The following is a 23,300-nucleotide window of genomic DNA, read 5'->3' as shown; positions in this document are numbered from 1 at the left end:
GTGCGCAGCTCGCCAACGCACAGGCCATCCAGCAGGCCGCTACCGACCTGAAGGTGCCCGCGGGCGGGGTGAAGATCGCGGTAATGGTCGCGCTCGTCGAATCAAACCTCACCAACCTCGCCAACGTGAGCGTGCCCGATTCACTCCTGGTCCCGAACGAGGGGACGCCTGGCGCCGATCATGACTCGGTCGGCATCATGCAGCAGCGTCCGTCGTCCGGGTGGGGCACCGTTTCGGAGCTCATGACGCCATCATTTGCGGCGCGCGCGTTCTTCGGTGGCCCGTCTGGGCCAAACGGGGGCAGCCCCAGGGGTCTCCTCGACGTCGACGGGTGGGAGTCGATGGAGCCCGGGGTGGCCGCGCAAACCGTGCAGGTGAGCGCGTTCCCCGACCGCTACCAAGAACGGGCAGGAGACGCTGACGCGGTACTCGCCGCGATCGGTGCCGGGGGCGCCGCGTGCACGGGTCAGGAAGGCACTCCCCCGCAGGTCGTGGGCGGGTGGGCGAACCCGGTCGGGATGCAGAGCTGGGGCACGTACCCGGACCATGCCGGCGGCGCGATGGACATCCACGTCGACGTCGGCACCCCCGTGTATGCGCCCGCTGCTGGCACGATCTTCGATCTGTCCGAGAGCTGTGGTGGACAGGTGCTCGGCGTGCAGCACGACCTTCAGTACACGACCGCGTTCGCGCACCTGTCCGCATTCGCGGTCTCCCCTGGCGATCATGTGAAGGCCGGCCAACTGATCGGCTATTCGGGAGCCTCCGGGACGTGCGTGCAAGGCGCACACCTCCATTTCGAGGTGCGGGTCGGTTCGAATCCGAAGCTCTGGGGCAACTTCACCCCGGCGTACAAGTTCATGCGAGAGCAGGGAATCGTGATGGGCGAATGCACCACGGGGTGCGACCTCTACCCCATGTGAGGACAGTGCCGAGGCGGCGGTGAGTGCGGGAGCGCTCACCGCCGCTTTTGCGTGTGTGGTGCGCGGGAGAGCGCTTCTAGTGGGCGATCAATCCATCTCCTGAAAGGAACCCCTGATCGCATGTCACTCACCACTCTCGTCGTGAAAACCGGCGCACTCGTTCAGACCGGCCTCGATGTCCCAGACCTCAAAGCCGACTTCAACACCGGCCCGGCTCAGGCCGGCCTCACACTCGCGAACCAGATCCTCGCGCTGGGCACCATCGCGGGTGTGGTCGCGTTCATCGTCGTTGGCGCTCTCCTGATGTTCGGTGGCCTGGGCGCGCACAACAAGTCGAAGGCGTGGATCGCGCTGGGAATTGCCGGCGCTGGTGCGATGTTCATGGGTTCGATTTCGGCCGCCATGACGTTCTTCGGCAACATTCCGCTGTTCTAAGCCGGAGACCTCGTCATGTTCATGCTGGAAGACCAGATCGAGCTCGGGTGTACGCCCGGGATCGAATACCCCATGTGTGTCGGTGCCGAGTCGACCGCCCGTGGCATGGGCTCATTCATCGGGTGGCTCGCAGAGACCGTGCTCGGCGCCCAAGAGTTCGCGCCCGGAACTACGCTCTGGGACAACGCGATCGGTGAGGCGTCGAACTGGTTCGCGATCGCGATCATTGTGATGCTCATCACCGGCATCGTGGGGTTGGCGACCGGCATGGTCTCGATGAAACCTCGACGGTTGTGGGCGTCGGTGGGCGGGATCGCAGCGGCGATCCCGTCCACCTACATCGCGCTTGCTGTTGGCGGAACTCTCCTGACCCTCAGTGACCAGCTCAGCGAGCTCGCACTCACGCGTATCGGCGGTGATGGGTCGTTCGAGAATCTGTTCCGCATGGTGCTGCAAAACGGCACCGGAACGGACCTCGGCGGCGCCCTGCTCGGTCTCACGGGTTTCAGTGGTGCCGCACCCATGCTTTTGCTGCTCGTCGGGATTCTGCTCGGTCTGATCCTGATGTCGTTCGCGCTCGCCTTCAGAAATCTCGGCTTGATGATTCTGATCGCTTTCGCACCGCTCGCGTTCATGGCCGTCCCCATGAAAGGCGGGTGGGAGATCGTGAAGAAATGGGCGCTCGCCGGCATCGCGCTACTGCTCGCCAAACCGTTGATGTTCGGGGTGCTCGCGATGCTGTTGAAGTCATCGGAGGGAATGGCGTTGTTCTCGTCGCAAACGTTGACGGTGATGACGGGCCTGTTCGTGGTGTCGTTCATGCCGATGATGGCGTACTCGTTCTTCTCGTTCCTCGGCGCAGGCAACGAGAACATGGCTGGCCAGGGGATGGCCAGTCACGCCGGTCAGAAGGCTGCAGCACCCGTGCAGCGGGTGACTGGTGCGGTGACGAGCAAGGCAGGCGGCGCAATCGGGGGCGCGTTCGGGCGGATATTTCAGCGGCCCGATTCGGCCTCCTCAACTGGGCGGAGTGCAAAGCCACGGTCTACCGGGAACCAGCCTGGCGGGGGCACCCCGAAGCAAGCGGGGAGCAACCAGCAATCCACGAACTCCTCTGGCACTTCGGGCAACAAGCCGTCGTCTCCCGGCGGCACGAACACCGGCAGGAGCCCGGGCGGTGCGGGTAAGGGTGCGGGCTCACCACAGGGCGCAGGTGCGCCTGGCGGTTCACCGCAGGTGCCCGCAGCGCCGACACCGAATCCGGGTGCGGGGTCGAAACCGCGTCCAGGTGCCGGCGCCAGGCCAGGGTGGTGATGCGTGATGACTGATGAAACTCCGGCACTCGCGCAGTACTCGAGGCGTGCTTCGCAGGGTGTGGTGCTCGGGATCGACAAGCCGGGTGTGTGGTCAATCGGGATCGCCCTCGCGCCAGTCGGTGTGACGGTCCTCGCGGAAGGACCGATCAAGGCGCTGTTGGTGGCCGTGGTGATGTCGCCGCTGGCCGTGTCGGGTCTGTTGAAGCGGCACGGGATCGCGCTGTCGATGTGGCTCGTGTGGGCCATGAAATTTCGGATGAGGAAGATGATGGGACGAACGAAATACACCCGGAAGGTGAAGCGGGCTGAACCGATCGTGCGCGGTGAGCTGCAACTTCCGGGCCTCGAAGAACGCTTCCAGGTGTGGGAATCCCCTTCCGGGGTGGCCGTCATCTGGGACAAGATGCGTCAGAGCGCGTCGGTGACGTGCATGGTGGCTTCCCCCGGGATGGCAAGACACCGCACGCAGGTGATGACGCCTCACGATCAGGAGGAGCTCACCAGCGCGCTCATGCGGGTTGCCGGTTCGTGGACGCGGCGCAGGCAGATCATGCGTGTCTCGATGCAGGAACGCACACGGCCGGGCACAATCGTGCGCGAGCAGCGCGCGTTCGAGCAGCTCGGCGCGACCGGAGATCTCGCCGACTCGTATCAGGAAGCCCTCGGCCGCGTGGCCCAGGAGAGCGTGCTGCACCCGCAGTCGATCACCCTCACCATTGACGCCGGCGGCGGCGAAGGCCGTGCGACCGCGAAAGACCTCGGGGGTGGGAAAGCCGGAATCCTCGGCATGGTCGAGCAGGAGCTCGCCGCGACCGCGGAGTCGCTGCGCGTCGCCGGGTTCACCCGGATTGCGTGGTGCTCGCCGCGCGAGTGGGGGGCGTGGGGTCGCGGCATCGTCGACCCCGTCGCGGAGGGCAAGATCGACGTGCGCCTCGGCACCGCGTTCCAAGGCATCGCGCCGGAGCTCGCAGGTCCGATGGCGTGCGTGGAAGAGAAGAATCACGTCGAAACGGATTCCGCGTTCCATCGGGTCTACTGGATCAGCGAGTACCCCCGACTGCCGTCACTTCCCGGGTTCATGGGGGAAGTCGCAAGTGCGGAATCGTCGAACGGGGTGCCGGTCAGGCACACGCTGCAACTGGTGGGCACCCCGGTCCCGATCGAAGAGGCTTTGAAAGGGATCCGCAAGCAGCGTGATGCGTGGAAGCAGAACGCAGCCCTGAAAGCACGACGCAACGCGGACATGACGATCGCAGACAACGCGGACTGGGAAAACCTCGACGCACGTGAGCGCGACCTCATCAGTGGTCAAGGTGAACTGGCCTGGACCGGGTTCGTGGTCGTGTCGGCGCTCTCGTATGAGGCGCTGTTGAGTGCGTGCACGACGATGGAGCTCGCAGGCTCCACCGCGTCGATCGAGCTGACCGCGTTGTCGTATCAGCAGGCGGCCGCGCTCATGACGGTGGCGTACCCGGCCGGGACGGGGATGTGATGGGTCAGCAGCAACTCGCGTTCACCCCGGAAAAACTCACCCGCAAAGAACGCCGCATTCTCCACGAGATCGTAAGCGCGGATCAAGACACCCCAGTGACCGATCTGGTCGACGTCGACGACGTACCGTTCCTCTCCCGTGTCGGCCGGATCTTGCGCGGACACTCCGCTGACATCAAGCTCCCCCGCCACACGGGGACCGGGTGGGAGTGGGCGGCGGCGAACCCGTTCCCGTTCTCTGACGTCCCGGTGGTCGACGGCCCCGTGATCGGACTCGAGCTGACTTCGGGCGGGCAACCGTTCACGTTCAACCCCTGGAACATGTACAACGCCGGCGTCATCCCCTCCCCGAACGTGCTGTTCAAGGGTGGGATTGGGCGCGGCAAGAGCTACTTCCTGAAGCGCCTGGTCACCCTCGGCGCCTTGTTCGGGGTCATCTCGATCAACACGAGTGATGTGAAAGGCGAGCACGGGATCGTCGCCGACGCGCTCGGCGGCCAGTGGTACCGGGTGGGCGCGTTCGGCACCGACGTCCGGGTGAACCCGTTCGAGAAAGGCGAACGCCACTTCGGGGAATCCGAAACGGAACACCAGCAGCGCATCTACTCATCTCGAGTGCTCGTCGCCGAGCAGCTCGCCGGACTCCTTCTCGGGGAGAACGATTCCCTCACCACGATCGAGCAGTCCATTCTCGCGTGGGCGATGGACGAGGTGATCCGCGAGACGAATGACCATCCCACGATTCGCAAGCTCGTCGCGAAAATCGACGACGCCGAAGCACTGAAAAAAGCTCGTGGCGGCCGGTTCCTGCCCGGTGAGGAACGACGCTTGGGGTTCTTGTTCGATCCGATGCTGACGGGAAATCTCGCCGGCATGTTCGAAGACGAAGGAACGGTCAGGTTCGACCCGAATTCGCCGTACACCGTATTCGACACCTTCGCGATGGAAAAGCGTGGAGATCTCGCGCTCGCCCTCACTCAAACGATCACGAACTCGTGGGTGATGAATGTCGTCTCCAACAAGGGCGCCGGACGCATGATCCAGGTCATCCGTGAGGAGGGGTGGCGTGACATGAAGACGCTGCAGGGCCTCGAAGCGCACGAGCTGCAGCTGAAGCTCTCCCGCGAGTACGGCATCAGTCTCATGATGGCCGTCCACGAGGACGGCGACTTCGACTCCGTCGGGAGAGCTGGGTCCAAGGAGCGCGAGCTCGCGCAGAAACTGCTCCGCCAGTACGCGGTGACGTTCACGTTCAACCAGGGCTCCCGCACGCTGCAGCGTGCGGTGAAAGAGGGCAACCTCACGCCCGGTGAAGCCGCGATGCTGACCAGCTTCGCGGAAGTGCAGGGATTGTCTCTGCTACAGGCCGGCGAACGCTCGTTCGTGATCGACGGCCGCTCGACGTCGACCGCGTGGGAGCGGGAACTTTTCGATACGGATCGCGCCATGCGCGCCCGTGAACAACAGCATGAAAGGCAGCACTAAACCATGACCGCAGTTACCACTCTCGTCACCGAAACCGTGACCCTGTTCGCGGAATGCGACGCGAGCACCCAGGACCCCACCCTCGAAGAGGCGTGGGCGTTGGTCGTGGATGTCTCCCAGCTCAGTGGCGCCCGACTCATGGAGCCCCGCTTCGGTGGGCTCACGCAGGCCGCTGACGAAGTCGCACTGTATCTCGGACAGTTCGACCGGGTCTCCCGGATCACCCGCGACGCCCCGTTCCGGGTGCCGGCAACCGCGCTGCGCCCCCTGAAAGCGGCAGGCCGGTTTGTGGAGAACACCGACAGCATCGACGAAGTGTGCGCGTTGCTGCTTGCCCTCCCGCACATCGCGGCCGCGTACCTGGCGTACCTCGAGCGCACCGGCGGCCGCTACGCGCTGCCGTTGACGGATCTGATGAAGCTCGCTGTCCGTGCGGGAAGCGTCTACCGCGACAGCTTCACCCGCACCATCCCCGCCGTCTAACCCCTCACTCCCCACGCTGGAAGGCTGCCTGATGAGTTCTCCTGACCACATCGCACCGGCGACCGAGTTCGGTCGCACCGTCCGCCTCATGAACGTCTGGCAACGCGTCATCGTGTTCCTGATGTTCCCCGCCATGCTCCTCGGAGCGACACAGGCCATCACGCAAGCATTCGTGCTCGTGCTGCACGCCAACCGCAACTTCCAGGTGCTCCCGATCCTGCAATACGTGGCGCAATGGTGGACCGCGAACCCCGCAGCGGCGTACGGGATGCCCGACTCGCAAGTGATGCACTGGATCATCTCGGTCCTCATCCTCGTCCTGCTCGGGTCGGTGTCTGCCCTCATCATGCGTGGGGTGTCCAAGCGCAAGAAGAACCCGCAACTGCGACCCGGCCTCGCCTCCGAGAAAGACGTCGAGCGTGAGCTCGGCACCAAGCAGCTCGTGGAAGAGCGTGGACCGAAACTGCGACCGTCGCTTGCTGGCCGTGAGATTGAGCCGTGCTTCGTCGGCTACTTCCTCGGCACGTTCAAAGGCCGCGACATTTGGACGCGCGCCGAAGACCCGACCATCCTCATTGGCCCCTCCCGCTCCGGCAAGGGATTCCGGTTCGTGCTGCGTCAGATCGTGGAAGCACCCGGCGCTGTCATCACCACGAGTGTGCGCCTGGACAACGCGAAAATCACGATGGGCGCCCGAGCACGTTCGGGATCTCCGACGCTCGTGTTCGCTCCCGGAGTGGAGGGTGGCAAAGAGATCGGCCGCGTGTTGAAGCTCGACCCGATCGCCGGCTGCGAAGACGAAGAAACCCTTGTGCGCCGTATCAATGCGTTCATCCCGTCTGGCGCGTTCGGTGGATCGACGTCGAACGGCGGCCACTGGGATACCCTCGGCAAGCAGCTCGCCTCGCACCTGTTTCACGCGGCTGCCTGCGGGGGGCTTGGCGTCGACGACGTGTGGGGGTGGGTGATGAACCCCGTCGCAGCGCGCGATGCCGTCTCTCTGATTCGGAAGCATCCCCAGGGGTTGAAAGAGCATGCCGATCACCTCGAGTACGTGATCGGGATGCCGCCTGAGCAGTTGGCGAGCAACTGGGGTGTTCTTCCCACGGTGCTCGCGTTCATGGCGTCCGGTGCTGCACGGTGGTGGATGAAACCCGATGATGGGGAGACGATCGACCTGGTCGATTTCATCCTGCAACGGGGCACGGTCTACATCGTGGGCGACAAGATGGCTGCCCCCGAATACACGCGTATGATCGACGGCCTACTCGGAGAATTCGACTTCGTCACCAAGGGGCTCGCGGCCGCGTCCCCGTCGTCACGCCTCGACCCGCCTGTGACGTACATTCTCGATGAGGCCGGCAACATCGAATACCAGGGCATGTACGAGCTCATCACCGCCGGCGGCGGGTACGGCCGCGTCGGGCTGGCCGTGTTCCAGTCGAAGAATCAGCTCGAACAGTTCGGCGACAACTCCACCGGGGCGACGCTCTGGGATGCGGCAGTCGCGAAGATCATCCTTCCTGGTGGCGGCGACACGAAAGCACTCGATGAGGTGTCGGGTCTCATCGGGGATGTGTGGGTGGAACGGCAGTCGCACACGGTCGGCGCCGGCGACCCGTCAGCGCAGTACAGCACGGAGCAGCGCGCCGCGTTCTCAAAGAAAGACATCCGCGAGATGGATGGCAACTACGCGTTCGTGTTCTATCGCAGCCTCGCCCCCGTGGTCGCCCGTACGAGCCCGTTCACGGAGCATCCTCAGTACGACGAGTGCATGCGTGATGCCGCGAACATCGACGCCGCGTTCCGCAAGACCTCCCGGTATGCGGAACAGGTGACCGCGCACCACGGCGCTCGTGCGTGAGCTCAGGCGCGGCGCGAAGCACTCCCAGGGGCGCGATCAGCACCGCGCGTTCTATGCGCAGTACATCGTCTCCCCGGCCTGGTTTCGGCGCCGGGAACGATGGGCGGCAGAAGAAGCCGCACGCATCGCCCCTGCACCGATCCAGTGCCGTGGCGGGTGCGGGCATCAGTGGCAGGCGGGCCGGGATGATCTGCATCACTGCAGCTACCGGAGACTCGGCGATGAGGCGCACGACGACCTCTGGGCGATGTGCCGCACGTGTCACACCGCGCTGCACCGCATGATCGAGTCGACACGGTCGTGGCGGCGACTCCCCCGCAGGCAGGCCAACCAGCTCGCGATCGCGGTTCTTGCCGGGCGCGGCCGCCGGCCCCCGGTGAGCGACCTCACCAAATACCTCTGACCCGTGTGGGGCTGCACCGAATGGTGCGGCCCCACCTTTTGTTCACGCGGCATACCTACGAACCAGGTGCGCGGTGGGGTGGTTCGTGGGGTGAGCGGCCGCCCGGGCTGCAACGAAAGGAACAAGATCATGGCAGAAACGATCCGAGCGAACATCGGCAGCAAGGCCCCGAAGTATCTCCCCGCATCCGGCGATAAGAAGCAGGCACTGTACGTCGACGTCGCGGAGAACCGGAGCCGGTTCGACCGGGAGCAGCAGCAGTGGGTGGATCTTCCCACACGGTGGTACGAAGCAAAGTTTCAGGGAAGAGACGCTGACATCGTGCGCGACCAGCTCGAGCAAGGCGATGCGCTGATCCTTATCGGCACGAAAGAACACCACGTCTTCGAGAAAGCAGACGGCACCAAGCACAAATCGACGAAGTTCTACGTCGACTCGTTCGGTATCGACCCTCACCGCAACACGTTCACGATCGACCGCACGCCGAGACCCGGAACCGTCCGGGAACAGGCACAGACGGCTGAGCGGGTGGCGGCAGGCGAAGAGATCAAGAATCGCCTGCGGCAGCTCGTCGATGGGCGCGTCCTCTCCCCCGACGCTGCCGATCGCGTCATGATCACGTTCACCTCGGGAAGCGAGGAGCCGGCGTCGTTGGCGCAGGAGCTCGAGAACACGCTCGTGCTCGATCAGGCGCCAAAAGAAGCTCGACTGTTCGTGGTGAGCGTCGCGGAGCAGTATGCCGGCAACGGGGTCGCGCTCGACTGGCAGCAGTCGGTCGCCGCGGCGAACGAGCTCCACCAGGCGCAGCAGGCACAGCAACTCCAGCAGACACAGCAGGCCACACCGGCGCCTTGGCCGGCAGTGAGTCAGATCCGGAACGAACTGCACAGCACCGCACCAGCGGGGCTACGCATGTAGCCGGCGGTACTGAGCGGGGTCGCACTTTCGGGTGCGGCCCCGCTTTCGTGTGCGCGGCCTGTTCCTTCGTGTAGCAGAGGGGCGTGGTGCTCCTCTTGAACGGAGGAAATCATGTCGAATCAGGACGAGCAGCGCATCCTCGATGCCGCACGGCAGGGCGCAGGGCGCGCGATGAGTGAGCTGCGCCGTGCGGGGGTGAATGCGGCCGCAAACCTCGACGTCGTACGCGAGCAAGCGAGCGCGCTCACGGATCAGCAGCGGGCCGAGTTCGTCGACGCTGGCCGTGCTGCCACGGCACGTGCACACACAGCGCTCGCAGAACACAAGCATCTGGAGGCGCCGGTCGACGTCCTCGCAGGCGTCATCGCGGATCTGGAGGCGCACCCGTTTGATGAGGGTGCGGTTCGCCGCCAGGTCAATCAGTACATCACTGACCAGGTGATGTTGAACACGGGCCTCGATGCGTCCGAGCTTCGTGCGCAGGGCAGCTTCGAGCTCGGCTATGTGGGAGGTGCGGAGGCGGTGCAGTCAGTCATCGCGCAGCACGACCTGGTGCGGGTGCAGGCCGCGCAGGAGCGCCAGGCGGCGATCCCCGCCCAGTCGCTTCCTGTTGAGTCGCAGTTGGATCGTCTCGGGTTCTCTCGGCGGGTGAATGAGCTGCACCAGGAGCGGCGCATTGACCGGGAGACCGTGGTGGGTCTGCTCGATATGGCTGCGGCCTCCGACGATCTACGTGAGTTCAAGTCGCGGTGGAACTACACCGGGGCGCGGCTCATGGGGGGCGCCGAGCACCGCTACCTCGATTCGGCACTGAACACCCCGGAGGGGCAGCGTGCGGATTCGTGGCAGGAGGCTCAGGTGTGGGCGCGCGCGTACGGCACTGATCAGCGTGCGGGTGTCGCGTTTGCGCAGCAGCACGAGCAGCAGCGTCAGCAGCAGATGGCGCAGCAGATGGCCGTCTAACTGCCGACAGCTATTGGGGAGGGGTCGCACCGTGAGGTGTGGCCCCTCCCCTCGTTTGTATATCGGGTGCGCGTGGTGCCGGTTCGTGTGGTGCACGAATGTAGGAGGTGCTGCCCACAATGGCAAGACGTAAACAACGAGTTCCAGACACGCAGTTGGCGTGGGATCTCTTTGGTGAATTTGAAACGACCGCAGTAGAGGAAGGACCGGCACATGACCGATCAGGAGATGCTCGCCCGGATGCAGCAGACGTGGCCGGAAACGGACGACTACCTGGCACGGGTGGGGCAGGTGAACAACGACCTACAGGTGCTTCGGGAGATCTCCGAGCGAGATCAGTACGAGGCATCACTGACGTGGCTGGATCGCCTGGCAGTGAGCATCACGGATCTCACGGAGCTTCCGAGCGCGGTGACCGTGCTGCAGCATCTGCACCTTCGGGGCATGAGCGTCGCGACAGCGCTGACGGTGCCGGGCTTCCGGGAGATTCAGGAGGAACACGCGCAGCAGTACCAGGAGGGGTACGAGAGCTCCCCGGAAGTGTTGGACGGGCCGGTCTTCGGGTTGCCGCAGGCGACCGAGCAGGCGCTGTGGGCGCTACCGGAGCTCCAAGAAAAACTTCTGTCGTGGGCGACGGACACGGCGACTCGGCACGAGTATCAGGGGCCGACGGTGACGCTCGCTCAGGCAGCGATCTTGCTGAACACGGTGCGGTTCTTGGAGCAGGAGGCGGAGCCGTCTCCCGGGTGGGCGGCGGAGTGTCTGCGGTTCGCACTCTCCAGCGAATTCTTCAAGACGGCCGCGAGCCCACAGCAGTAGAACTCGACGAGTTGCGCCGCTTCCCCGGGTGGGGGGCGACGCCGGAACTCTTCGACCCGAGATCGACGAAGTACGAGGAGGAGCGTGAAGCGCTCTCCGAAATCTGGGGCGATGCGGAGTGGAGTGCGGCCCGGCGCACGGTCCTGAACGCGCATTACACGCACCCCGAGTACGTCAAAGCTATGTGGTTGATGGCCGACCGCCTCGGCGTCCCAGCAGATGCGCACGTGCTCGAGCCGGGCTGCGGCACCGGCAACTTCATCGGGCAAGCCCGTCCTGAGCAGCGCGTCACCGGTATTGAACTCGACCCCACGACCGCAGCGGTCGCACGCCTGCTCAATCCCGGAGCAAATGTGCGGAACGAATCGTTCGGGGACACGTTCCTCGATCACGACGGCTACGATCTGACGATCGGGAACGTGCCGTTCGGGGACACACGGCTTTACGATCCGGCGTACAACGAGGCGAAGCTCAGCCTCCACAACCACTTCATCGTGAAGTCGCTCCGGCAGACGAAGCCGGGCGGCATTGTCATGGTGATGTCGTCCCGATGGACGATGGATGCAAAGTCCGAGCGATCGCGGCGCGAGATCGCGAAGCACGGCGAGCTGCTGGGCGCGGTCAGGATGCCGCGCGGCGCGCACGGCGAGATCGCCGGCACCGATGCGATTGTGGACGTGCTCGTGTTCCGCCGGCACCCAGGCGATGCCCCGGTTCTGCCACCGTCCTGGTTGCAGACGATCGACGTCGACGGCGTCGGTGGCGTGGCCGCGATGAACTCGTACTTCGAGGATCACCCTGACATGGTGCTGGGCGACGTAAGTACCAAGGTGGGCAGGTTCGGGCCTGAGCTTACGATCACCGCGGCGGACTCGTCAGCAGAAGCGATCGCACCACAGTTGAATCGGGCGCTCGGGTGGATTGTCGGCGAGGCCACACTGAACGGCCAGAAGTGGGCGGCCGTCGACCGGATCGTCACAGACCGACCGGTCGCGCGCATCACGCAGGACCCGGATCGGATCATCGGGCACATCAGTATCGACCCGGATACCGGGCTGCTGCTGCAGATGGGTTTCGACGGGCCAGAACCGGTGAACGTGCCCAAGAACGCAGTGCGCGAGTTGCAGCACCTCGTGAAGTTGCGTGACGCCGCCGTGGAGCTGTTGGAGGCCGAAGCGTCGACGCGGCATGACACCCCGCAGATTGCGGAGCTCCGTCAGGCTCTGAATGGTGTCTACGAGCAGTACGTGGGCCGTTTCGGGCCGATCAATCGTGTGTCAGTGACCGTGAAAGAACGTCCGGGGAATGATCCCAGCATCATTCGTCGCTACCCGGCCGCGATGCGTGCTCTCAAATCGGACCCGCACTATGCGACCGTGGCCGCGCTCGAACGCTACAACGAAGACACCGGTGAAGCGCGAAAGGCGACCATCTTCACCGAACGAGTGGTGGGCGCCATCACGGAAGTCAGCCGGGTGGACTCCCCCGAGGATGCGATCCGCGTCTCGCTCGACCGGGTCGGTCACGTCGACGTCCCGCTCGTCGCAGAGCTGCTGGACGTCGACGAAGCCTCAGTGCCAGAGTGCCTAGGCGATCTCGTGTTTTTGAACCCGAGTGACGCCCAGACGTACATTCCTGCGGGCGAATTCCTGTCTGGTGCGGTCCGCAAGAAGCGCACTGAGCTGCGTGAGCTCGCGGCCGAAGATGCGAAATGGCAGCGCCACCTGGACGCGATTGAAGCGGTCATTCCAGAAGAGGTGGGGCCGGCGGAGATCGACGTGAAGTTCGGCGCCGGATGGGTGCCGGTCGGCGATATGGAGACGTTCTTGCATCACGAGCTGAAGAAGGAGGTGAAAGAAATTGAGCGCCTCGATGGCGAATGGAAATTCTCTATCGTGGGCCGCCCCGCAGAATCGGCTCAGGCGAAGTGGGGTGTGGAAGGCGACGTCGTGAATTTGACGGTCCTTGACGTGTTCAAGCGCGTCTTGAACGGGAAGTCGTTGGAGGTGAAGTACCGGCCTGACCCGGTCGAGAACCGGTACGTCATCGACCAGGTCGCAACCGAAGCTCTGCAGGAGCGTGTGGGTGAACTGCATGAGGTGTTCCAGGACTGGTTGTGGTCTGATGCGGAGCGCACCCAGCGGCTGCAGGAGCGGTACAACGACCTCTACAACGGGATCGTGTTGCGCTCCTACGACGGCACCGAACTGTCGTTCCCGGGGAAGGCGGCGACGTTTACGCCGCGACCGCACCAGCACGCCGCTGTCGCACGCATGCTCGCAGAGCCCGCCACGGGGCTCTTCCACGAGGTCGGTGCGGGCAAGACGGCTGAGATGGTGCTCGGCGTGATGGAGCTGAAGCGCCTGGGGATGGTGAAGAAGCCGGCAATTCTCGTTCCGAACCAGATGCTTGAGCAGTTCACGCGCGAGTTCAAGCAGATCTATCCGCGTGCGAAGGTGCTGGCTGCCGGCAGTCAGGATCTTGCCTCCACGGGGACGAAGAACGGGCGCAAACTGTTTGTGGCCCGGGCGCAGACGGGCGACTGGGATGCGGTGATTCTGACGCATTCCTCGTTCGAGAAGATTGGTCTCGGCAAGGCGCGGGAGTTGTATGCGCAGGAGCGTCTGGACGAGATGGCGGAGCTGCTCGATCAGAAGCTCAGTTCGTCGCTGTCGGAGAAGTCGGTCAAGGGGTTGGAGAGCGAGCTTGCGAAAGCGCAGGAGCGTTTGAAGCAGATGATGGACATCAGCCATGACGAGGGAGTGTCGTGGGAGGAAACCGGCATCGACTACTTGTGCGTCGATGAGGCGCACAAGTACAAGAACCTCACCGTCATCACGAAGGTGCCCGACCTTGGCGTGAGTAAGGGCGCGAACCGTGCCACGGATCTCGACATGAAGCTCTGGTATCACCGTGAGCATCTGAAGCAGTCTCGTGTGGTGACGCTCGCGACGGCGACGCCGTTGCCGAACTCGATGATCGAAATGTACGTCATGATGCGCTACATGCGGCCGGACCTGCTGCGTGAGGCACAGGTGTACGCGGCCGACGACTGGGCGCGCCAGTTCACTGAGCAGGTGACGTCGGTGGAGGCGGCGCTCGAGGGCGGCAGCTATCAGGTGAAGACGCGCACCACGAAGTTCCGAAACGTGCCCGAGCTGCTGCAGATGTGGCATGTGCCGGGCGACGTGAAGACGCAGGCCGATCTGAACCTTCCCGTCCCGAAGCTGGTCGTCAACAGTGAGGGGAATCGGTCCCCGGAGATGGTGGTCGTCCCAGCAACAGAGGCGCAGCAGGCCGGCATGGCTGACCTCATTGAGCGTGGCGAACGGGTGCGTGGCGGCAGTGTTGATCCTGCCGACGACAACATGCTGAAAATCACCTCGAACGGGCGCGCACTCGCACTCGACGCTCGCCTGATGGGTGAGCCTGGCCCGCAGTCACACGAGATGTCGAAAGTCGACGTTGTTGCGAAGCAGGTGTTCACCATCTGGGAAGCGAACCGGGAACGTGAGTACCTCGATGAGTGGGGCGAAGTCTCCCCTACTCCGGGCGCGTTCCAGATTGTGTTTGCGGACCTGGGCACCCCGGCTGCTGACGGGCGTTGGGATGCGTACACGGAGCTGCGCCGGCAATTGGTCGCGCGCGGTATGCCGGCATCCCAGGTGCGGTTCATCCATGAGGCGAGCAATGATCAGGCGAAAGCGGAACTGTTTCAGCAGTGCCGCGACGGCCGCGTGCAGGTGCTCGTCGGGTCGACGGAGAAGATGGGCGTCGGTACGAACGTGCAGGCGCGCTGCATTGCGTTGCATCACATTGATGCGCCGTGGCGTCCAGCCGACGTCACACAGCGCGAGGGCCGCGAGATCAGGCAGGGCAACCAGAACGCCGAGGTGCATCTCTTCCGGTACGGCACTGAGGGGTCGTTCGACTCGTACATGTGGTCGACGCTCGCCCGAAAAGCCGCGTTTATCGAGCAGGTACTTACCGGGCGCCTGGATGTGCGCGAGGTAGATAACTCGACCGAGATGGCGTTGCAGTTCGCCGAGATGCAGGCCATCACTGCCGGTGACATGCGCATCCTGGAAATCGCGAATCTGCGCAACGAGACGCAGAAGCTCTCCCGAGCGCAGCGTGGTCATCACCGCAAGATCGGGTCGGTGCAGGCACGCCGCATGATGCTGCAGCAGCAGGCAAATGTGCTCGAGCGAGATCTGAAAGTGATGCAGGAGCTCGCACCCCGCGTAGTTGATACACGTGGTGACCTATTCACGGGGCGGGTGAAGCCGACGAGTTGGGCGGATGCACCGCTGCAGCGTGATCGGAAAGATTTCGGACAGTCCCTCAGAACCGCGCTCGTGCGGGCCCGCGAGCAGGTGCGCTACTTCGGTGCCAACAACTCGAACTATCCGGCGCCACTGCACCTGAAGGTGTCGGTCGGTGGGCTGGAGTGGGATGCCCAGTTGAAGTGGAACTCGCAAGATCAGCACGATCCCCTCATCGTGTTTCAAGCCGGTCACACGATCAGTGCGATGAAGATCCAGTGGCTTTGGTCGCGATCCCAGGAGGGTGAGCTCGGCATGATGTCGCAGTTGTTCGAGCAAAATGCTCGAAGGCTCGATGATGATGTGCGTCGTCAGGAGTCACAGTTACTCGAGGTCCGTGCCGAAGTGTCGGAACTCACGCTGCTCGAAAAGGAGCCGTGGCCGCGCGAGGCCGAACTGAAGCAGAAGCAGTACCGGCTCGAAGAGTTGGTGCGTGAGCTCGAACGCGAAGCCCAGACCCCGGACCCCTCTCAGCAGACACAACACCCCTCCCCGGTGCCTGAGACGGCGAAGGGCCCCTCACTGTAGTGAGCAGGTGAAAGGCGTGTGCCCCGGGAACCGTTGAGGTGCCTGGGGCACACGCCTTTCTGCTGGCAGCGCGGTGGCTTACTTGACTGCTTCGCGGTCTTTAACTGCGCTCATCATGACCATCCACGTGCCCGAGACCGCCAGACTACCGAGCAGCCCAAACCCAAGCTCGAGCGCGCTCCCAGCCGCAATCGGAGATAGCGTGCTCGATGCGCCAGCCGAAAACAGGAGGACGAGCACTATCGCCCCTTCCCGCTTGACGGCAGCGTCGTACCCCTCTCGAGTGTCGGTGATGAGGGGCGCCCAAAAGCACACCGAACCTACGACCAATCCGCCGATGCCGGTAAGAGTCAAGCGCTCTCCGAGAGAAGCATCACCGAAGTCGTGGAGGTCACCTGCGATTCCGAGAAAAATGATTAGCACGAAAGTGCTCGCGGCGACGATGAAGCTGAATCTGGTCCCCCATCGCATGTTCCCCGATAGCGGCTCCTGCTTCACATCAATGGTTTGGTGGTTACTCATGCACCTAACACTACTCTAAACATTCGTGTACCCTTGTGTTATGAGGCGTGTGGGAGAGTTCGCGAAAGCCAAGGGCATCAGTCGGGGCCGGGTGTATCAGCTCGTCCATGCTGGTGAATTGCCGGCGCACGAGTTGGCCGATGGGAGCATCGTTCTCGAGGACGCGGCGATGTCGTGGAAGCCACGCAAGGGTCGCCCGCTCTCGTCCGGGATGGCGTGGGCGTTGCTCGACACACTCGACGGTGACCCGCCTGCAGGTCTGCGGGACGCTGAGCGGGCACGACTAAAGAAGCATGTGGCAGCGATCGCGGAATCGGAATCGCCGGCTGAGACCCTGGCCGGGAAGGTGGCCGCGCGCGCTGCGCTCAAGGAGTACTCGACCAACGCTGGCAGCGCGCACGAGCTGCGCAACGATCCCCGCGTGCGGCTCTCAGGCGTCGGTGCGCCGTCGTCGGGCATGGTCGCGGGCGACGTCGTTGAGGGGTATGTCGACGGGCGCAGCGTGGAGGATTTGGAGATCGACTATCTCCTTGTTGATCGCCGCGGTGGGAACGTGCGACTGCGCGTGGCTGAGGTTCGTCGAGTGGGGAAGGCAGCGCTGGCGGCCGACCTTGCCGATTGGGGTATGGCACGCGAAGTGCGTGAAGCGAATCGGCTCGTCAACGAACTATTGCAGGAGCTGCGATGAAACATCTCGATCTCACTCATCTCGATCACGAAGCGGAAGCCGCGTGGGAGGGCATTCTCGACCTCGCACAGTCCTGCCCGACCGGGTGGGCGTTGGCCGGCGGCCAGTCGGTTTATGTGCAGGCGGCGCTGCGCGGTGTCGCACCGCGGCGCCCAAGCTCAGATGCTGACCTGGTTATCGACGTGCGCGCGGATGGTGGTGCAGCGCGGCGCATTGTGGACACTTTGCGTGCGGTGGGGTTCGAGGCGACACGGCGCGATGCGAACGGGCGCATGCATCGGTGGCAGCGCGGCGCAGCGCAGATCGACGTGCTGCAGCCGCGCTATCTCGGTCAGCGCGCGGAGTCTCGGCTGTCCCATGACGGTCTCGAAACGATCGCGGCCCCCGGGGCGCAGCACCTGCTCAATCGCACAGAGGTTGTAAAGGTCACGCTCGGCAGCAAGTCTGCAGAGATTCGAACACCCTCAATCCTTGGTGTGGTGATTGCCAAGGCCGCTGGGTTTCAGGAGATCGTCAGTGATCCGTTCAGGGTCCGGCACCTGGCCGACATTCTCACCGTGGCGCCGCTGATTGAGCCGGCGGATATCCGGGCTGAGGCGCCGTATACCCGCTTGGAGAAGCAGCGGGTCGGCAACGCGATTGCGAAGCTGCAAAAGGAAGAGTTCGTGAGCGAGCTCCGCACGTGGTTCCCGGACGATCTTGATGCGCGATCGCAGAGCGCGCGTCGCGCGCACGCGAGCCAGGTCCGTCACTCTATCGCCGTGCGACTCGGCGCCGTAGAAGTCACCGCAACCAGTTCGAACATTGCTCTCGATCAGCGCGGCACCGGAGCAAGGGCCCTTTCGGCGCCGAGCTCAACGGGGACGGCAGCCAGGCCTGGGCATGGCCCGCATGATCATGGGGCAGTCACCCCGGGTATCGGGATGTGACGCCTGAACGCCGTGTGCCTCCGCTCGTCATAGTGACGGGCGGGGGCACACGGCGTTCAGGCGCAAGTGATTTACGGAGCGGGGGCGGCGTAGTGGATCGCGGCGAGCACGGCTCGCGCGGCCGCAGCGTCGCGCCGCCGGATCGCGTCGCTCAGCGCCTCGGTGTTGGCGACGAGCGTTGCCCATTGGAAGGCGTCTGCAGTCGTGGTGATGCGCAGGTGGAACGCGAGCACGGTGAACGCGTCGCTCACGATCCTCACGAGGACCGAGTTCGGGCAGGCGTTAAGGATCGCTTCGTGCAGGCTCACGAGCGCGCTCACGCCCTTCTCGGCGTCTTGGTCGTGTGCGGCCGCAGCGACCTGGTCGACGCGAGCGATGAGTGCTGCAGCGCCGGCGTCATCGAGCGCGGGGACGGCCTGGTGGATGACGCTGCTCATGAGTGCACCGATCGCGATGACTTCTTCCAGAGCCTGTGCGGGATCGGGCACAGCTACACGGGTGTGGCGCTGGGCGGCGGTGTCGATGAAGCCTTCCGCGCTCAGGAGCACGATTGCTTCACGGATCGGGGTGCGTGAGACGCCGAGCCAGTCGACGAGGTCGCGATCGTCGAGTTGTTCCCCGGGCTGCAGGGTGCCGTCGAGGATGGCGTTCTTGATCGCTTCGTAGGCGTTGTCGCGGAGGGTGGAGCGCTTGAGGGTGGCGCCGTTGCTGGTGGGGACAGGCATGAGGTGCTGCTTTCTGCTCAGTACGTGGGTGTGGTGATCTGTGTGGATGCTGCCACAGTGCGTTGCTGCTCCGCGTGCGGTGCGGCCTGGCTGTGGATAAGCGGTACCTCACGAACGGGTGTCGCGCGCACGTGGAGTGCTGCAGCGGCAATCTGCCGGTCGCGTTCACGGTTTCTCGCGTGCGCATGCTCGCGGCCGAGCGCTTCATCCGTGTCAACGCCGTACAGGTCGCGGTAGCAGGCGACGGTGACCGCGCGGCGGCGCCACTCGGACTCTCCCCCTGGCAGCATCTCACCGAGTTCCCGCAGCCAGGGAGCTTCGTCTTGGATGGCCTGGTCTACGACGTACTCGGCGCGGAGCTGGATCGCGAGCTCACGGTCGGTGAGCGCCGCGGTGAAGTCCGGCTCGCCGAAGTCGGGAGCGCGCTCGATGAGGCCGGCAACGTGGGCGTCGGCGCGCAGCGCGCGCACCTCATCCGGGACATCGAGGTCAACGACGCCGTAAGCCTTGCGCAGGAGCTGGGTGATGCGCGCGGGGACATCACGGGTCTCCACCTGTTCACCATTGTTTCGCGCCTTGCGGGCAGCTTCTTCCAGCAGCACTTGTTCGCGCGCGCTGCGTAATGCATCCTCGAGCACGACCTCACCGGTCGCTTCGAGTGCGGCGAGCGTGCGGCCGAGGAACAATTCAGAACGACTACCCGTTGGGTCGAGGCCGAATGAGCGATAGAGCGGCGCGTAGTGGTCGTAGGTGTCGTGCTCGCGCAGATCCTCCAGGTGCGTGTTCAGTCGGTAGTGAAGGACCGCGAGCACGTCGCGGGCATCCCCGAGGTCTTTCTGCGCCAGCAGCGCCGTCACGGTCTCGGGCACGTTCTTGCCCCGAGTTTCGAGTCGGCGAAGGTTCGCGAGCACCGGCCCGAGGTAGGGCGATTCCGGGTTCTGCGGGTCGACGAGGTCGAGGCCCGCGAGCACGGGAATGTATTCGCGTTCGAGCTGGTCAGCGATGAGGGTCTGGTACTCGGCCGCGAGCTGCCGGATCGACCCGATACGGTCGGCTTCCTCTTGCAGTGACTCGTGCGCGGAGACGTCGCCGCCCTTCTTCGTGACGACGTGTTCGAGGGTTTCCCGCCAGGTGCGCGACATCCCAAACGCGGAGGGGTCGCCCATGTCGCCGTTCTCATCCGCGACGACGTAGGCCCGGTTCGAGAGTTGGCCGCGGGTCATGGCGACATAGAACGTCTCCCGTGTCGCCGACGAATCAACGATCGTGTGCGCGGTGTCCACGGTGCGGCCCTGGGAGCGGTGTGCGGTGGTCGCGTAGGCGAGCTGCACGTGGTCGCGGCAGTAGTCGGCGGGGAGCGTCACCCATTCCTCCCCCGCTGTCGCGACAATGTCGCCAGTGTCGGGGTTGATGCCGGCGACCACCCATTCGTCGTTGTTTTTCACCCACCGGTCGTGGTCGGTGCGCAGGGTCCGGGCGTTCTGCCGGGTCACGATGCGATCGCCAGGAGAGGCGACACCGGACTTGATAGTGGCTTCCTGGGTGGGGTCGACGTGTCCTTGCTGGATGCGCCAGTCACGGGCGATGTCGTTGAGTCGTTCGACGACCTCGTTGGTGGGGGCGATCAGGAGCGACACGAGGCCGGCGTCGCCTGTAGCGTTCGGTGTCGCTTCATCCTGCTTCCATGCGTCCACAGCTTCGGCGACGATCGTTTCATCGAGCCCGGCCGTGATGCGGCCGTTGTCGATGTAGGGGTCGAGGCCGCTGGTCTTTCCCAGGCGCAGCAGCTTCGACGCGTCAGCTTCCCATTCGGCTTTGAAACGGTGCAGGTTGATGAGTTCGGCGACATCTGGGCGGTCAGAGGCGAGAAGCCCGAACGCGCCACCGGCGTCGACGGAGGCGAGCTGTGCCCAATCCCCCACGAGCAGCAGCTTCGCCCCGGCCGCATCGGCCTGTGCGCGGAGCTGGTCGAGCGCGATGGTGCCCGCGATGGAAGCTTCGTCGACGATCATGAGATCCCCGGCATGGAGCTCGTAGCTGAAGCCGTCTTTCGTGGTGGTGCCGCGTGCGGTTTCGTGCAGCCACTTCGCCGTGTTCTCTGTGATGATCTCGAGCGATTCAGCGAGCACTTCCGCAGCGCGAGCGGTCGGGGCGAGCCCCCGCACGCTCCCGGCACCGAACTGTCGCTCCCAGATCTCACGGAGCTTTTCGAGGCTCGTGGTCTTCCCGGCGCCGGCGGGCCCGACGAGGACGTCGACTTGCCGGCCGGAGGTCAGGAGGTTTTCGACGGCGGCGGCTTGGTCGCTTGAAAGGATGCGCTGTTCACTTCCTGTGGGCTGCGATATATGCTCATCGACGAGCGCCTGCTCTGTGCGTATCCCCGCACTCGTATTCATCCCAGAATTGAGCAGGCGCTCCTCGGCATCCCACACCTCCGGTGCGGTGTACAGATCGCGCGCTTCCGGATGGAACATGTCTTCCCCGTCAGCGGTGCGGAATCGGTTCGGGGTGCGCAGCGGGTTCTTCGGGGTCAGTGGGATCGCCTGCGACAAGACGACGTCAACGATGCGGCGTGCGGTCTGGTCGCGGTCGTTCGCGGACCGGAAGCGCCAGCCCGCGATCGCACGCAAGGCAGCGGTCTCGGCGTTGCGTTTCCCCCACGTCGACCGCTGCGTCGCGAGCAAGTGCAGGGCGAACTCTGCGGCGTCGCGGATGGCGTCATCGTCAACGTCGTCGTGCCGGAACGACCACAACGGGTACGTGTCTTGCCGTTCGGCGCCGGCCTCATGAAGGCGGTCTGCGAACAGGAACGAGTCCCCCACGTGTGGGGTTGCCCGGTGTCGCCAGTTCTGGGTCAGGTCGCGCAGCGACCGCTTTCCTTTTGCGCGTCTCGTGGTGAGGGTGGCCTGCTGTCGCATCTGAATGATGGTGCGATCAGACGGCCGCCTGCCGTGCTCTTTGACGTACTTCGCGATCACCTGGTCGACACGCCTGTTCACCTGCTTCGCGCGGGTCGAGTACTCGTCAACGAGTGCTTGCGGTACTCCGTCGATCTGCCACTTCACCGATCCCGGGTTCGTGCCCAGATCGATCGCGAACTGCTGCCTGGCCGCCGGCGTATCCGGGCGCCCCTCCGCCGTGAGCCACTTCCGGTACTGCTCGGGGTCTTGCAGCACGTCTTCCACGGTCCACTCGACCCCGAACCGGGCAGAAAGTTCATCCATCAGCACGGAGTCGTAATAGGCACTGGCAGTCGCAACTGCCGGCATCAGGGAGTACCGGGAGTCGATCGTGCGCCACCGCCCGTCTTCGCCCTGGACGCGGTTGGAGACGAGCATGTGCGTGTGGAGCTGCGGGTCGCCCTCGCGAGAATCCCAATGGTCGAACAGTGCAGCGGAGATCCCGAGGACGTGGGATTGGGCGACACCGTCAGCACCGGTGCGGGTGCGCACGATGTCGGTTTCGAGCTTCTCGATCGTGGCCTGAATCGCTGACTGATGCGCTTGGCGGATCTGGTCTTTCAGTTCCGGATCGGCGAGTGCCCACCACGAGCTCACGCTCTTGGGCGGGGAGAACACGAACTCAAACCCGGCGACTGACTGCGGCACTTTCTCCTCCGCCACTTCCTTCCGAATGCGATCGCCCAGTTCATCGAACTCAGCGGGTGTGAGGTCACGGTTCGCGGGGTCGGCGGCGGCCGCCTGAATCTTCTGCTGGATGCGCTGCTCGAGCGGGAGCGGCGTGTGATACTTCCGGCCAAGCTTCGCCCCGGTGACGGGGTGCTCCCCGGCGCCGAACAGGGCGACGAGCTCACGCTCCTCCACCTGGTCGCGCGGGTTCAAACCAAGGGCCGCGATCCCGGCGCCGGCCCAGTTACCGGGAGGGGTGCCATTTGCCATGTAGTAGGCGGCTTTCCCTTCAGCACGGTCAATGGTGTGCTCGGTGGCGACGGTGTTCATAAGGTAGCCCCAGGCGTCACGGGAAGCACCAATGAGGGTGACAGTGATCATGCGTCAGTTCTCGTTTCTGCTGAGTGCTGTGCGATCCGCCAAGCCGTTTTGCGGCAGGCGGGGCCGCAATACAGGCGGCGGCGGGTCTTGGTCTCGGGGAGCGGTTTCAGGCATTCGGGGTTCGCGCAGCGTGGCGCGGAGAGGTCAGATGCGGCACGGTGCGCCCGCTTCCGGCACGCTTCGGAGCAGTAGACCTGGTGCGGGTTTCGGGGGTGCGGGAGGAACACGTTCTGGCACCGCGGCGCCGCGCACGTGAACAGCAGGACCGTGGCGAGCTGCACGCGCCGCTCTGCACGGTCAGCCTCGACCTGACGCCGGCACTTCGTGCTGCAGTAGCGGCGCTGCCTGGTCGGGCTGAGGAACATGGCATCACATCCGGGGCGCTCGCATTTGGTCCGCCATCCGGCCGCACCCGTGGTGGGTGCTGCCGGATGTGCGAGACCGCGTGAGCGGCGAAGTTTCGCTTCGAACGC

Annotated in this window: 18 protein-coding genes; 14 read left to right on the top strand and 4 right to left on the bottom strand. The window is 64.5% G+C overall.

Annotation, left to right across the window (positions count from 1 at the left end; all coding sequences use genetic code 11):
- The 12 genes from CH42_RS14675 to CH42_RS16240 form a co-directional block, all read left to right on the top strand.
- Positions 1 to 923, top strand: a 923-nt coding sequence (locus CH42_RS14675) for a M23 family metallopeptidase (protein ID WP_075205410.1), incomplete at its 5' end; no start/stop codon positions are given.
- A gap of 120 nt (positions 924 to 1,043) precedes the next feature.
- Positions 1,044 to 1,358 (top strand): hypothetical protein, encoded by a 315-nt coding sequence (locus tag CH42_RS14670; RefSeq protein WP_053353954.1) that lies wholly within the window; start codon positions 1,044 to 1,046, stop codon positions 1,356 to 1,358.
- Between the two features lie 15 nt (positions 1,359 to 1,373).
- Positions 1,374 to 2,672 (top strand): hypothetical protein, encoded by a 1,299-nt coding sequence (locus CH42_RS14665; RefSeq protein WP_053353953.1) that lies wholly within the window; start codon positions 1,374 to 1,376, stop codon positions 2,670 to 2,672.
- Between the two features lie 6 nt (positions 2,673 to 2,678).
- Positions 2,679 to 4,166, top strand: a complete 1,488-nt coding sequence (locus CH42_RS14660) for a PrgI family protein (protein ID WP_053353952.1) — start codon at positions 2,679 to 2,681, stop codon at positions 4,164 to 4,166.
- Positions 4,166 to 5,650 (top strand): hypothetical protein, encoded by a 1,485-nt coding sequence (locus tag CH42_RS14655; RefSeq protein ID WP_053353951.1) that lies wholly within the window; start codon positions 4,166 to 4,168, stop codon positions 5,648 to 5,650. The genes CH42_RS14660 and CH42_RS14655 overlap by 1 nt, the downstream gene beginning before the upstream one ends.
- Before the next feature lie 3 nt (positions 5,651 to 5,653).
- Positions 5,654 to 6,133 (top strand): hypothetical protein, encoded by a 480-nt coding sequence (locus CH42_RS14650; RefSeq protein WP_053353950.1) that lies wholly within the window; start codon positions 5,654 to 5,656, stop codon positions 6,131 to 6,133.
- 31 nt (positions 6,134 to 6,164) lie between these two features.
- Entirely contained in the window at positions 6,165 to 7,997 is a 1,833-nt protein-coding gene (locus tag CH42_RS14645; RefSeq protein WP_053353949.1) for a TraM recognition domain-containing protein, read from the top strand.
- Positions 7,990 to 8,400 carry a hypothetical protein gene (locus CH42_RS14640; RefSeq protein ID WP_053353948.1) on the top strand — a complete coding sequence of 137 codons (411 nt, stop codon included), beginning with the start codon at positions 7,990 to 7,992 and terminating at the stop codon, positions 8,398 to 8,400. The genes CH42_RS14645 and CH42_RS14640 overlap by 8 nt, the downstream gene beginning before the upstream one ends.
- A 129-nt stretch (positions 8,401 to 8,529) precedes the next feature.
- Entirely contained in the window at positions 8,530 to 9,318 is a 789-nt protein-coding gene (locus CH42_RS14635; RefSeq protein WP_053353947.1) for a single-stranded DNA-binding protein, read from the top strand.
- 111 nt (positions 9,319 to 9,429) lie between these two features.
- Positions 9,430 to 10,281, top strand: a complete 852-nt coding sequence (locus CH42_RS16245) for a hypothetical protein (RefSeq protein WP_053353946.1) — start codon at positions 9,430 to 9,432, stop codon at positions 10,279 to 10,281.
- A 213-nt stretch (positions 10,282 to 10,494) separates the two neighbouring features.
- Complete coding sequence (locus CH42_RS16650) at positions 10,495 to 11,100, top strand: hypothetical protein (protein WP_053353945.1); 606 nt, start codon at positions 10,495 to 10,497, stop codon at positions 11,098 to 11,100.
- Positions 11,040 to 15,953 (top strand): DEAD/DEAH box helicase family protein, encoded by a 4,914-nt coding sequence (locus CH42_RS16240; RefSeq protein ID WP_162231099.1) that lies wholly within the window; start codon positions 11,040 to 11,042, stop codon positions 15,951 to 15,953. Before CH42_RS16650 ends, CH42_RS16240 begins: the two co-directional genes overlap by 61 nt.
- Before the next feature lie 78 nt (positions 15,954 to 16,031).
- Here the strand turns inward: CH42_RS16240 and CH42_RS14615 are convergent, their stop codons facing one another.
- Positions 16,032 to 16,475, bottom strand: a complete 444-nt coding sequence (locus CH42_RS14615; RefSeq protein ID WP_053353943.1) for a hypothetical protein — start codon at positions 16,473 to 16,475, stop codon at positions 16,032 to 16,034.
- Positions 16,476 to 16,515: 40 nt separating this feature from the next.
- Here CH42_RS14615 and CH42_RS14610 point away from each other — a divergent pair, with 40 nt between their 5' ends.
- Together CH42_RS14610 and CH42_RS14605 are read left to right on the top strand one after the other, a co-directional pair.
- Positions 16,516 to 17,163: a hypothetical protein gene (locus tag CH42_RS14610; RefSeq protein WP_156322602.1), complete on the top strand. Its 648-nt coding sequence runs from the start codon at positions 16,516 to 16,518 to the stop codon at positions 17,161 to 17,163.
- Positions 17,164 to 17,255: 92 nt separating this feature from the next.
- Positions 17,256 to 18,092 carry a hypothetical protein gene (locus tag CH42_RS14605; RefSeq protein WP_156322601.1) on the top strand — a complete coding sequence of 279 codons (837 nt, stop codon included), beginning with the start codon at positions 17,256 to 17,258 and terminating at the stop codon, positions 18,090 to 18,092.
- A gap of 71 nt (positions 18,093 to 18,163) precedes the next feature.
- Here the strand turns inward: CH42_RS14605 and CH42_RS14600 are convergent, their stop codons facing one another.
- Genes CH42_RS14600 through CH42_RS17190 form a run of 3 tightly spaced genes read right to left on the bottom strand, consistent with a single transcriptional unit; the run spans position 18,164 to position 23,192 of the window.
- On the bottom strand, positions 18,164 to 18,817 hold the full coding sequence (locus CH42_RS14600; RefSeq protein ID WP_053353940.1) for a GntR family transcriptional regulator: 654 nt from the start codon (positions 18,815 to 18,817) through the stop codon (positions 18,164 to 18,166).
- A gap of 17 nt (positions 18,818 to 18,834) precedes the next feature.
- Entirely contained in the window at positions 18,835 to 22,827 is a 3,993-nt protein-coding gene (gene mobF, locus CH42_RS14595) for a MobF family relaxase (RefSeq protein WP_053353939.1), read from the bottom strand.
- Positions 22,824 to 23,192 carry a CGNR zinc finger domain-containing protein gene (locus CH42_RS17190; RefSeq protein ID WP_075205409.1) on the bottom strand — a complete coding sequence of 123 codons (369 nt, stop codon included), beginning with the start codon at positions 23,190 to 23,192 and terminating at the stop codon, positions 22,824 to 22,826. Before CH42_RS17190 ends, mobF begins: the two co-directional genes overlap by 4 nt.
- Positions 23,193 to 23,300 lie beyond the last annotated feature (108 nt).

This window comes from Leucobacter musarum subsp. musarum, from assembly GCF_001273845.1.
In the GTDB taxonomy this organism is placed as follows: domain Bacteria; phylum Actinomycetota; class Actinomycetes; order Actinomycetales; family Microbacteriaceae; genus Leucobacter; species Leucobacter musarum.
The sequence above is the reverse complement of the archived record's forward strand: the minus strand, read 5'-3'. Positions and strand labels throughout refer to the sequence as shown.